At 43.0% G+C, this 12,916-nt stretch carries 10 protein-coding genes; all 10 read right to left on the bottom strand.

Annotated elements, in window-relative coordinates:
• Window positions 1–22 precede the first annotated feature (22 nt).
• The 10 genes from JJ692_RS12060 to JJ692_RS12015 all read right to left on the bottom strand — a co-directional run bounded on the left by JJ692_RS12060 (window position 23) and on the right by JJ692_RS12015 (window position 12,798).
• On the bottom strand, window positions 23–1,426 hold the full coding sequence (locus JJ692_RS12060; protein WP_185854450.1) for a sensor histidine kinase: 1,404 nt from the start codon (window positions 1,424–1,426) through the stop codon (window positions 23–25).
• 2 nt (window positions 1,427–1,428) lie between these two features.
• Window positions 1,429–2,136, bottom strand: coding sequence for a response regulator transcription factor (locus tag JJ692_RS12055; protein WP_024425182.1), 708 nt, complete (start codon window positions 2,134–2,136; stop codon window positions 1,429–1,431).
• A 142-nt stretch (window positions 2,137–2,278) separates the two neighbouring features.
• Window positions 2,279–3,544: a glucuronoarabinoxylan endo-1,4-beta-xylanase XynC gene (xynC, locus tag JJ692_RS12050; protein WP_073205813.1), complete on the bottom strand. Its 1,266-nt coding sequence runs from the start codon at window positions 3,542–3,544 to the stop codon at window positions 2,279–2,281.
• Between the two features lie 35 nt (window positions 3,545–3,579).
• The gene (locus JJ692_RS12045; RefSeq protein WP_206533816.1) at window positions 3,580–5,127 is read right to left on the bottom strand and encodes a glycoside hydrolase family 43 protein; all 1,548 of its coding nucleotides are present in this window, start codon (window positions 5,125–5,127) and stop codon (window positions 3,580–3,582) included.
• A gap of 225 nt (window positions 5,128–5,352) precedes the next feature.
• Window positions 5,353–6,813: a CoA-acylating methylmalonate-semialdehyde dehydrogenase gene (locus JJ692_RS12040; RefSeq protein ID WP_073205816.1), complete on the bottom strand. Its 1,461-nt coding sequence runs from the start codon at window positions 6,811–6,813 to the stop codon at window positions 5,353–5,355.
• Window positions 6,814–7,126: 313 nt separating this feature from the next.
• Window positions 7,127–8,458 carry an alpha-glucosidase/alpha-galactosidase gene (gene melA / locus JJ692_RS12035; RefSeq protein ID WP_206533815.1) on the bottom strand — a complete coding sequence of 444 codons (1,332 nt, stop codon included), beginning with the start codon at window positions 8,456–8,458 and terminating at the stop codon, window positions 7,127–7,129.
• Between the two features lie 31 nt (window positions 8,459–8,489).
• Entirely contained in the window at window positions 8,490–9,320 is an 831-nt protein-coding gene (locus tag JJ692_RS12030; RefSeq protein ID WP_024425187.1) for a carbohydrate ABC transporter permease, read from the bottom strand.
• Window positions 9,320–10,252 (bottom strand): carbohydrate ABC transporter permease, encoded by a 933-nt coding sequence (locus JJ692_RS12025; protein WP_024427131.1) that lies wholly within the window; start codon window positions 10,250–10,252, stop codon window positions 9,320–9,322. Before JJ692_RS12025 ends, JJ692_RS12030 begins: the two co-directional genes overlap by 1 nt.
• Before the next feature lie 30 nt (window positions 10,253–10,282).
• Window positions 10,283–11,539, bottom strand: coding sequence for an ABC transporter substrate-binding protein (locus tag JJ692_RS12020; protein WP_206533814.1), 1,257 nt, complete (start codon window positions 11,537–11,539; stop codon window positions 10,283–10,285).
• A gap of 218 nt (window positions 11,540–11,757) precedes the next feature.
• The gene (locus JJ692_RS12015) at window positions 11,758–12,798 is read right to left on the bottom strand and encodes a LacI family DNA-binding transcriptional regulator (RefSeq protein WP_206533813.1); all 1,041 of its coding nucleotides are present in this window, start codon (window positions 12,796–12,798) and stop codon (window positions 11,758–11,760) included.
• Between the last annotated feature and the right edge of the window lie 118 nt (window positions 12,799–12,916).

Genomic DNA, 12,916 nt, shown 5'->3' with positions numbered 1-12,916 from the left:
AACCGTTTTTTTTTGTCTATTTTTATGCTGGTAGTTGGATATCAATTGTTGTTCCTTTTCCTACACTGCTGCGGATCGTGATGTCCCCGCCGTGCTTGACGATAATATCCTTTGCAATGGCCATCCCAAGACCAGAGCCAGCATGTGAAACTCCTGTATTCGTCCCCCTGTAATAGCGGTCAAACACTTTTTCCAGCTCTGCCTCTTCTATTCCTCTGCCGTTGTCTTTAATCGTGATATGGGTTTTTTCTTTTTGTTCAAGCTGTACAATGATCGTCACATCAGGATCATTGTGAACGAGGGCATTTAAAATCAGATTGGTAACCGCTCTTCGAATGAGGATTTTATCAATATTCAGCATGAGCTTGTCTTCATTCGTTTGAAGCTCAATCGTCTGATCCGCATATCTTGAATCGTTCAAAATATCAATTAACGTTTCCCGCAGCAGTGACACGATGTTGACCAGCTCTTTATTGAGCATGACGCCGTTATTTTTCAGCCTTGTCGTTAAATTCAGATCCTCCATGACATCTTTGATATACAATGATTTATTCTCAATGATGCCCGCGTAATGTCTGATGTCTTGTTTTGAAAGAGGATACTTTGGGTCTTTCATGATTTCTGCATAGCCTTGAATAGAAGCGAGCGGCGTTTTAATATCATGAGAAATATGGCTGATCCATTCTTCACGCATTTGCTCTAGTTTGTCTTTTTCTTTTTTGCTTGAAGCGAGCTGCTCTGATAAGTGATTGACATTATAGAAGACATCTTTATAAATTCCTTTAGCAGGCAGATTTGTCGTGTAATCTCCGTTTGCCAGCCGCTGGATGCTATGAATGGCACGGCCGAGCGGTTTTGTGAGCTGCCGGCTGAATAAGTAACCAATGAGTAATGCTATGATGGCATCAATTGATAATAAAATCATCGTCCCGATATTGAATCTAGTGACTAAATCCTTCGTGTCAAACGAGAATAGGTATTTTCCAATGGAAGGATCTTTAAATCCGATAAAGTAACTGTATTCTTTGCCCTTTACTTTTTTTCCGCCAGCATAAATGGTCGATAATAATTGCTTATCTTTATATTTATGTAAGTTCACGATGTCTATCGGTGTATATTTGTGCTTTAATCCTTTAGGTGCCTGCGCATGATACACGTCCTGTCCATTTTCGTCTAAAATTTGAATCCATGCATTCTGTTGTTTTAAGGCTTTCTGCCCTTTTTTGTTTACGGTTATCCCTTGATCAGAGAAAGAGACGTATTGTTCAAATGATCTTGTAAAGGTTTCGGGCGTATTTTCCTCGTTATGCTGGCTGTTTGCCTGAAGTACGAGCCAAATCATAAATACGAATAAGTTGATAAAGACCGTGATTATGGTCACGATAATGACAGAGACCATATATCTGCCTGTTAATCGCCATTTCATCCTTACGCATCCTTTACAACAAATTTATAGCCAAGCCCTTTGACTGTGACGAGAAACTCTGGTGTTGACGGGGAATTTTCTATTTTTTCCCGAAGTCTTCGGATATGAACCATCACCGTATTGTCAGAACCGAAGAAGTCTTCCCCCCAAACAGTTTGATAAAGCGTTTCTTTACTGATGATGCGGTTCGGATGCTGCAAGAAGTAGGTCATCAGCAGAAGCTCTTTCGGCGTGAGCTCAATGACCGCGCCGTTTTTCGTCAGTTCTGCTTGCTGCTCGTTTAATTCAAACGGCCCTTTTTTGATCACGGGATCGGCTTGAGATGACTGCAAGTATGAGAGCCGTCTCAGCTGCGCTTTCACCCGGTAGGCGACTTCCTTTGGGCTGAACGGTTTTGTAATGTAGTCATCCCCGCCGATGGCAAGTCCTACAATTTTGTCTGTTTCCTCTCCCTTTGCTGATAAAAAGATAATCGGAACATGGGAGGTCTCTCTGATTTGTCTGCAAATATCATAGCCTTCACCGTCTGGCAGCATAATATCAAGTATGACAAGATCGGGCTGTTCTTGATGAAATTTCGTGAGCCCCTCACGGGCAGTTGAAGCTGTTATGACACGATCAATGCCTTCTCTTGTTAATACTGTGTTGATTAATTCCAAAATTTCTTTTTCGTCATCGATCATTAATACTTTGCTTTGATGCTTTGGCATACATTGATCACTCTCCTGAAGTCATTGCCATTATTATACCCAATGTAAGAACATAGTGAAAAAATCAACTTCTTATTTGCATAAAAAAAGCCAATTTTCTTTTGAAATGAGAAAATTGGCTTTTGGTGATTCAATTGATTTTTTAGCGTTTGACTACAAATGTTGTCACACTTTGAGCCGGGAGATGAGCCCAAAATTGATTACCTGATATATTTAAGTCTGTACCCGGCTGAAGGTTGCTGTTGCTGCTCGTAATCCATCTTGATGCTTGCGAAGCAGTTCCATTTTGCATCACAAAGTGCTGATTGACTCCTGTATTGTTTTTGTTAATCGCGACAATGACGACCTGATTGTTTCCTTTGTAGGCAGATACGAAAACATTTGGTTCAGGACTTTTCGTTGCATCAATTCTGACGTATCCTGGGCGTACAAACTTGGAGAAATGCGCCATGTTGTAACCGCGTTTACTGATCAGGCCATCTTCCTTCATAGGGCCGTAGGATCTGCGGATGTACCACCAAACATATGCCTGAAAGTCCCCTTCTACCATCGAATGGTGAATATGCTCTGAAACCCCTAATGCCTCAGGCCAGCGGTCCGCTGAATTGTTATCGCTATTCGGGTAGTAGACCTCTGTCATCCAAAGCTCCTTTCCCCCTCCTTTTTGTTTGAACAGAGGATACGGAAGCTGGCTGATTTGGGTTCCGTACAAATGGGCTCCGAGAATGTCCATATTTCTTAGCGCCTGCGGATCATTTAAGATAGGATCTGATATATTTTTAAGGTATTGAAAGGATTCTGGTGCAATCACGCGGGCATTAATGGAGCCGGCATTTTCTCTCATGAAACGCAGGATTTCCTGAGGAGTCCACCATGTCCATTCATGTGCATAATCGGGCTCGTTTTGTACTGAGATAGCATAGAGATTGACGCCATTATTTTTCATATACGTCACAAAATCGTTCAGATGCTGAGCATATGCAGCGTATTGATTGTATCTCAGACGCTTTGCAGTTGTACCATTACGGTTGAAAGTCTCGACCATATGGCTTGGAGGATTCCAAGGTGAAGCGATCACTAAAGCTCCATGCTCTATTGCTCTTTTGGCTGTGGCGACCTCTCTGTGCCAATTATTTCTGTTCTCATCTACAAAAATTCTTAGAATGGAAAACCCTAATTGATTCTGCCCATTGCCAAAAGCGGTTTCCCTTTGAGGTGCGGTCAAATCACCAATCCAAGCCGGGTGGTTCATTCCGCCAAAGCCGCGAATCACTTGTCTTTCTGCATTGATATTAATATTGGCATCTGCTGCTGAAACTTCAGTGACGCCAGGTCCGATGAACATGACAGACAGCATGGTGAAGCAGATCAATAAAGTACAGATTGGTTTTTTGATCATTGACATCAAATTTTTCCACTCTCCTATCATTTTGTCATCCTTTGTTATTGAGTAAACCGCCAGGAATCAAACTGAAATAGGTTTGAACCTGTTCCAGTAAAGACAAAAAATACGTTGTGCACGCCAGCTGCTCCGTTTACTGTCGTTTCTACTTCTCGCCAATTGTTTGTTCCGCCTGTGGAAGGGACATTTAGTGTCCCAACGAGTCTGCCGTCAGGGCTTCCGAGGCGTACTTCTATTTTTCCGCCTGCATTTGATGCTACATTGGCTTTAAATGTTCTTGCGCCGTTTGATCCGAAATCGACGTTACTGGCAGCCACCCAATCTCCGTTTTGAATGTTTGTGACATGCTGGTTATTGACCGGTCCGCCTGGAGCTGAAGATGCCTCTGTCAAAATGCGTCCATTCCATGCGAATGTTTCAGCTTCTACCCGCTGATAAGGATTCAGGTTGGAAAGCTGTTTGACCCCTTCAAAATTGGCTGCTACCTCTCGAAGGGAGCCGTCAGCATTATGCACGAGCTTATTTATATGTGGAGATCTGTAGCCTTTTCCTGCCCCGTATAAAGCAGAGCTGACTGTTTGGGTATGATACACGACATACCACTCGTTTTTAAAATTGAACACAGCATGATGGTTGTTACCGCCTCCACCGAAAAATGCACCCGGATTTTTCAGGAAATGCCCTCTATACGTAAAGGGACCAAAGGGACCCATCGGACTTGAGCTCGTCATATAACCGATCTCACCAGGTGGTTTATCTGCTGGGTGGGAGCCGCCAAAGTTGATGCAATAGGAATAGTAATAGGTTCCGTTATACTTATGCATCCCTGAGTCTTCAAACATAAAAGGAGCATCAATGGTCGAAGCGCTGCCCACAACACTTGTCATATCAGGCCCTAGTTTTAAGACTCTTGCTGTTTTCGGATTGGCCCATTGTCCCTGCGTTGGATTAGAACCGCCTGGTACGCCTCCACCGGCATATAAATAACCAGTGCCGTCATCATCTACAAAAACGGCTGGATCAAACAGCCATACAACCCCGGACATTCCTGGTGTATTTGGTGTGACGAGCGCTTTTCCGATAGGATCTGTCCATGGACCGATTGGGGAGTCTGCTGTCAGAACCCCAATCCCTCCGCCGCTGTTCGCGAAATAAAGGAAAAATTTATCTTTCCCATTGATTTTTTTCACCGCCGCTGATGGAGCCCAGGAAGCACCTGCCCATTTAGCGATCCCTTTGCCGCCATTTGCTCCATTAGCCCCGGCTACTGGAATCGCGCCATGATCTGTCCAGTTCACCATATCTGCTGAAGAGATGACGAAGACCCTATTCAAATTGGCAAAAGAATTATCCTTAATCGTTCCGTTGCTGTGATATTCATAGTCATCACTCGACATATAAATGTACACTCTTCCGTTATAGGTGAGCGCAAACGGATCAGCGCCCAAGTGGTGGTCTATGAGCGGGTTTGCATTTCCTACACGTTTTGCAATTGTTGTGCTTGCCGCACTCGCATCATATACCGGTAAAAAGCTCAGTACCAAAGCAAAAATCAATAAACCAACGCCGCACTTCATCCTCGTCCTCATCGTTTCATTTCCTCCTGTTTTCATCTTCCTTATATTGGGGTTTAGGCCCAATTTCAAAATATGTTGATAGATACTGATGAAGAATGAATAGAAAGAATGATTTCTACTGCAAATCCTTGCTGGAATCACAATGAAAACCCTTACTTTTTGACTAGAAGACAACAAAAAATGCAGTCTCCCATGCTGGGACTGCATTTTTTCTCCTTATGATTCATTGCATATAGCTTACATATAACGAGCGGTGACCATTTTCTTTCTTGTGTAAAACTCCACTCCGTCTGTTCCATTGGCATGCAAGTCTCCGTAGAAAGAATCCTTCCAGCCGGAAAAAGGGAAGAATGCCATTGGTGCGGGTACACCGATGTTTACACCGAGCATTCCCGCTTCGATGTTTTCGCGAAATTCTCTTATGCTTGATGCGCTGTCCGTATACAGGCAGGCACCATTCGCAAATTTTGATTGATTGGACAGGTCGATTGCTTCTGCTAATGAAGAAACACGGACAATTGATAAGACTGGGGCGAAAATCTCGTCCTGCCAAATTTTCATTTGATTTGTGACATGATCAAAGATTGTCGGTCCGACGAAATACCCTTCTCCATTTGTTTCGTGGTCTTGCCGGCCATCACGAATGAGGCTTGCTCCTTCTTCAATCCCTGACTGGATGTATTGAAGCGTTCGTTCTTTATGTTCCTTTCGAATGACTGGACCAAGAAAGACGTCTTCATTGATCCCGTTTCCAATGACGAGCTCGTTTGATTCATCCACTAATTTTTGAATCAACTCATCAGCCACTTCTTCTTCCACTGCGACAACGGCTGCGGCCATGCAGCGCTCTCCCGCTGATCCAAAGGCAGCCCCAATGATTTGTTTCGTTGCTGCGTCTAAATCCGCATCTTTGAGGACAATGGAGTGATTCTTTGCGCCTGCAAGTGCTTGGACACGTTTGCCATGCTCCGTTCCTTTTTTATAGACATATTCAGCGACTGGCTGAGAGCCGACAAATGATATGGCTTTGACCTTTTGATGTTCAAGCAGGCCGTTGACGACATCATGAGCTCCATTGACAATGTTGAGAACACCTTTTGGAAGACCCGCTTCTTCAAACAGTTCTGCTAACCGTGCTGCAAGAATAGGTGTTCGTTCTGAAGGTTTTAAAACAAACGTATTTCCGCAGGCAATTGCAAGCGGGAACATCCAGCATGGAACCATCATTGGAAAGTTAAATGGCGTAATGCCGCCGATGACGCCAATTGGATAGCGGTACATGCCTGATTCAAGTCCAGTCGCAATATCTGGCAGCTGTTTTCCCATCATTAACGTCGGTGCGCCCGCAGCAAATTCCACACATTCAATCCCGCGCTGTACTTCTCCTTTTGCCTCTGTTACACTTTTTCCGTTTTCGATCGTTACGAGTTCAGCCAGCTCATCCCAGTTCTCAACGAGTAACTGCTGGTATTTAAATAAAATGCGTGCACGGCGGGGAACAGCAGTTTTAGACCAAGTGGTAAACGCTTTCTGTGCTGCTTGTACCGCACGTTCAACATCCGTTTTTGTTGAAAGCGGCACTTCCGCGATGATTTTGCCAGTAGCTGGGTTATACACTGCCTCTGTTTGACTTGTTTCTGCCTCAATCCATTGTCCGCCAATATAATTTTTCAACATTTGTACATCTGTTTTGGTCATGTTCCCTCTCTCCTCTTTGTTAAAGAATGTCATGCTTAAAGGGTGTGTATGTATCGTCATTGTCTCATCTAACGGGCATTCATCTGTATACACTCTTTGTCAAATCAAACGGCAGTTTTGGTTTACGTTGTGATAAACTGGTTTGTTTGTGACATGTGACACTAGAATGCCAAAAACTCATGATGTGTTTTTGGTTAACTGTTGATTAACTTTAGAAAAATCATAATATTAAAATTGCCCTCAGTCAATCCTCTTTTTGCTTCATAACAAAAACCTGATGCGCGGTGCATCAGGTAGAGACTGGTTCATTCTGTTATTTGGTTGATGCGGCATATTGATTTGGTTCTATATAATTTGGCAGCATTTCTCCATGTGCTTCAATGAGTTCATCACATAATTTAATGGTGTCGTCAATTGATAATTCAGCGCTTGTGTGTGGATCCAGTAGAGCTGCTTGATAAATGTGTTCTTTTTTACCGCTGATTGCTGCTTCAATGGTCATCAGCTGTGAGCTGATATTCGTTCGATTGAGACCTGCCAATTGTTCAGGTATTTCTCCGACATAGCATGGCATGATGCCGCTTCGATCTGCCACACACGGTACTTCTACACAAGCTTTTTCAGGCAGGTTGTCAATGAGCCCGCCAGTGTTCAGAACATTTCCGCCAAATTTAAAGGGAACGTTCGTTTCAATCGCTTCAATGATCCGGGAACCATATTCTTTTGAGCGGGTATGTGTGATCTGTGTGTTTCCCACAAGGTCATGCTTCATTGTATTCCAATTGTTGATTTGTTCCTCGCAGCGTCTCGGGTATTCATCGAGCGGAATGTTAAACTGACCGATTAGTTCAGGGTACCGTGATTTGATGAAATATGGATGGTATTCGGCATTGTGCTCTGAGGATTCTGTGACATAGTAGCCGAATTTATCCATCAGTTCAAAACGAACCATATCATGATGCCGCGATTGCTGCTTTTCTTTTGCTCGTCTTTTGATTTCTGGATACAAGTCTTTTCCGTCTCGTTTTACCTCTAATAACCATGCCATATGGTTAATGCCGGCGATTTTTTCTTCAATGCCTTCATGTTCCATTTCAAGAGATTCAAATAGGTCCTTTGTACACACCTGCACACTATGACAGAGACCAACCGTTTGAATCTGTGTATAGCGAAGCATCGTACCAGTCAGTGTGGCCATTGGATTCGTGTAATTTAACAATAAAGCATTTGGACACACCTCTTCCATATCCTTTGCAAAGTCTAGCATGACAGGAATCGTCCGAAGGGAACGGAAGATGCCGCCGATCCCTACCGTATCCGCGATCGTTTGTCTTAATCCGTATTTTTTAGGTATTTCAAAATCAATGACAGTACTTGGCCGATAGCCTCCAACTTGGATGGCATTGATGACATATTTTGCATCCTTTAAGGCTTCTTTGCGGTTGTGATAGGACTGGATGGTCACGTTTGCATCGTAATTTGCTTTTAAATGCGACAGCATTGTTTCTGATTCTTTCAACCGGTTGTGGTCGATATCATATAATGCAAATTCAAACCCTGCAAGGGCGGGAACAAACAGACAATCTCCTAATATATTTTTAGCAAACACGGTACTCCCTGCACCGATAAATGTAATTTTAGACATAGACGACTCTCCTTTTTACATCCATATTGGGCTAGCCTTTGACAGAGCCTTGTGAAAGCCCTGCGATAAAATATTTTTGCAAAAGTAAAAACATTGTGACCATTGGCAGCATCGCAATGAGTGCAGCTGCCCCAACGAGCTGAAGCTGATGCTGATTTTGACCAAAAAAATGGGATAAGGCGACTGTGAGTGTATGCATCTCTTTATCTTGCAAAAAGAAGATAGCAAATTGATAGTCGTTCCAAATATACACGCAGGCAATGATTAATACGGAAGCGGTAATGGGCTTCAAAAGCGGAAAAACGACTGTGAAAAAAACTCTGAGTGTCCCTGCTCCATCAATACGAGCAGCTTCTTCAAGCTCCTTTGGAATTGTCGACCGGATAAAGCCTGCGTATAAGAAAATTGTCAGCGGCAAAAAAGCAGCCACATTATTTAAAATAGCAATTTGATAGGTATTCATCATCCCGATTTGAACGACCATTTTATAGAGCGGGACAAGGGCTGTAAGCGGTGGAATGACCATAATGGCAATAAATAAAACATAGACTGCTTTATTCAGCTTTGTGTTCCTTCTTGCAAGCGGATAGGCTGCAAGAGATCCAAAGATAATGAGCAATACAGCGGAACTGAACGTAATGATCACTGTATTCAAAAAGGACTGGCCAAGCTGAGCCTCTGTCCATGCTGTGCGGAAGTTTTCAAGATGCAGTGCTTTCGGAAACAGCCATTTTGAACTGAAATCTCCTATCCCCTTTAATGATGTTGTCACCAAAATATAAAATGGAATGAGGTGCAGCAATGTGATCAATAGTGCGAGGACAGAGTACCATCTTTTCTTGCGTTTATAGGCGTTATCCATCACACCTCGGTCTCCTTTCGTTTGAAATAAATCAGCGCTGCGACACTAATGACAAGGATGATGACCGCCATGAACACCCCTTGCGTCGCTGCATAGCCTGCATCCTGACGTTTGAAATACAGATCATACATAAAGGTCGACATGGATTGCGAGGAATCTCCAGGTCCGCCGCCCGTGAGTGCTACAATGACATCAAAGAGCTTGAGCCCGCCAATGACATTCAGCACAACATTAATGGTGATCGACGGCATAAGCAGCGGCAATGTAATCCGCCTGAATTGCTGGAAGCTCGATGCGCCGTCTAATTGAGCCGCTTCATAATAATCCTTAGGAATACTTTGAAGTCCTGCTAAATAAATGATCATCGCAATCCCCACAAATTGATATGTGTTGACAAGCACAATGATCCATGTGTTTAATTCCGGATTGCCGAGCGCATTTATTTGATCGAATCCAAAAAGCGTCACCACATCATTTAAGGCACCGCCTTGGTAAGCAAACACAAAATACCAAATATAGCCCATCGCAATCGGGCTGATCATGACAGGTAAATAGATGACCGTTCTTGTGATGGCTTTCATCTTTAAGCTTTGATTTAATAAAAGAGCATATCCAAGTCCGATGATATTTTGCAAGATGGTGCTCCCAATTCCATAGAGAAGCGTGTTTTTGACAACAAGCCATGTCGCTTGATCCTGAAGCAGTCTTTGATATTGCTCAAGACCAATCCATTGATAAGTTTGTGAGAAACCGTTCCAATTCGTAAAAGAAAGCTGAATGCCGTTCAAAAAAGGATAAATGATAAAGGTACTGACGACGAGAACAGCTGGCATGTACATCCACCAAAGTGAGGAATTCTGTTGTTTTTGCATCTTTTCTTTTGGTAAAGAGGTGAATGCGGCTGGCTGCTTTGCTTTTGTGATGTCATTCATTGGCTTCACTCCTGTTTCAGCATCCATCGGCTATTGTTTTTTCAAACGCTTATATTCCTCTTCCATTTTCTTTGATAACTGTTCTGGTGTGATGGAGCCTGCTAATAATTCTTGACCGGTTGTTGCCATGACCGCCCACATTCCGCTTGGTAAGTATTTTCGATCGAAATACGGTTCAATCTTCACCTGTTTGTATTGATCGTAAAATGTAGAGTAATAGTTTTTCGCTTTCACTTGTTTTAGAGCTGTTTCAGAGGATGTGCCCTCTGCGATTTTTTTTGCGTTTTCAGGTTTTGCTAAAAAATCGATGAATTGTTTTGCTTCTTTTAGATGCTTAGAGTCTTTCCAAGCAGCAACAGTAAAACGTTCTCCGCCAATCCAGCTTTGTTCATCTCCTTTATGAATGGCTGGAACAGGCATCGTGCCTACTTTGATCGATGAATTCAGCTCTGTTGCTTCAGGTCCTAAGGATCCTCCGACAAAGGTGAAGGCGATTTTGTTTTGTGCCATGAGTTCAGGCGCTTGAGAGAGTTTCGCTGTCAGGACATCCTTGTTTAAAAGGTCTTGATCCTTCAGATCTTTCATGAATTGTGCAAGCGGGGTATAGAGAGACCAATCAAATGATCCGTTTTCAAGTTCTTTTCCGTATTGATGCTTTTGATCGGTGATTAATAAAGGCGTCGCCAGCTCATCAAAGACTTGGGCAATATTTGAGTTATCTCCTCCTGGTATCCAGAGCGGCACAACATCTCCTTTGCTCTTTTCTTTCACTGTCAGCAAAGCAGATTTTAATTCATCAAGTGTTCTAGGCACTTCTATGCCATATTCCTTTAATAGATTGGCATTAAAGCTAAGCCCGTCTTTTGCTTGATTCAGCGGATAAGCGTACACTTTCCCATCTTGGTCTTTTAAAATCTGGTCGAGTGAAGGATCAAGCTGTTTGACCCAATCCATCTCTTTTAAATCAGCCACATACTCGCTATAGCGCAGTTTGGCCCAGCCATGTGTATCAAACAGGTCTGGCATATCGTTTGCTCCCATTTTGACGCGGATCATATCTTCATAGCTGTTGCCTGGGAAATTAGCATCGATTCGAATCTGTTGATGCTCCTTCTCAAACTCGCGAATGACTTCTTCAAACGCTTTTCTTTCCCCGCTGTTGCTCATCGTTGAAAATAGCGTCAAGGTGACCTTTCCATTTGCTTCAGATGAGCTGTTATTACCGCAAGCAGACAAAATCATGGTCAAGAACATGGCAGCAGTCAGCAGCATGATTTTTTTATTCATGGTTTCCTCCTTTTAATCACTGAAAATTCAGACGATAATCGGTAGAATTCATGCAGTTGCGGAAACAAAGGAAGTCCATTATACTGGAATTCTATTCTTTTCTAAGAGATAAGAGAGCATACCGGCAGGCTGCCTTGTTCTTAGCATGATCTGGCCATCATGCTAAGCAGCTTGCTTTCTGCTTTTTTGTCTCTTTTTTGTGTGCTGAAATCTATGGTTCACCCCCTTTCATGGATGAGACATGTACTGCCTCGCTCGATGAGTGTTGTTGGCACGACGACTTTTAGAGGAAGTTTTCTTCCGTTTATTCTCTCAAGCAAAAGCTTCAGACCGACTTCCCCCATTTCTTCTGTATATACTTTGACGGTCGTAAGCGGCGGACTTGAAAATGACGCGGCTTCAATGTCATTAAACCCAACAATGGATACATCTGAAGGTACGTGTAGACCGGCTTCATGCAGAGCGCGCATTGCGCCGATTGCCATCGAGTCACTTCCAATGAAAAAGGCTTGCGGCAGTTTTCCCTTTTTGATCGCTTGCTGCATAAGCGTATAGCCTTCTTGCATGGAGTATTCACCAATGTGGATGTCTTCCATATGAAGAGCGCCCGCCTCCTGCATTCTTTTCATAAACGTCGTTTGTCTTTCGTCCTCAATCACAGCATTACCTTCAAAATAATGCTCCCGCTCTTTCCCGCCAATATAGCCTAGATGTGTATAGCCGAGAGATTGCAGATGACGAATGGCGCGATCTGCCGCTCTGACAAAATCCACATGTACACAATCATACAAATCTTCATCCGCATAATGATTGATAAAAACAATGTGTTCCATTCGATTTGTCATTTTTTCAACCGTATCCGGGCTGATTCGTCCAATGACGATCAAGCCGTCAATATCCTTTAGCATCGCCCCTTTATCCATGCTTCTTAGGCGAAAGGTATGGAGAGTGGACAGGCCTTGTTTGGCATATTCTTTTTCAATTCCTTTTCGGATCGATGAAAAAAAGGGATCATTTAATTCTTCGTCAATGGATTGAGCGACAACGACACCGATGACTGGGGATTCAGATGGGCTTATTTCTTCTGCTTGATCTGCTTTTCTTGCTCTCACTGGGGTATAGTTTAACTTCTTAGCAATGTCGAGGATGTTTTGTCTCGTTGCGTGTGAAACGGCAAGCGTTTGATCGCCATTTAACACACGGGATACAGTGGAAACGGACACTTTTGCATCATGAGCAATATCTTTGAGTGTGGTCATAGGCAAACTCCTCATCGTTATTTGACTAAATATTTACTAAAGATATTTGAAGGATAACACATAAATAAAGCGCTTTCAATTATGAATTTTTGATTTTTATTTTGTTTTTGGGTAAGTT

Source organism: Bacillus sp. 3a, assembly GCF_017161885.1.
In the GTDB taxonomy this organism is placed as follows: domain Bacteria; phylum Bacillota; class Bacilli; order Bacillales; family Bacillaceae; genus Bacillus; species Bacillus safensis.
Note: the sequence above shows the minus strand (reverse complement) of the source record. Positions and strands in the feature narration are given on the sequence as shown.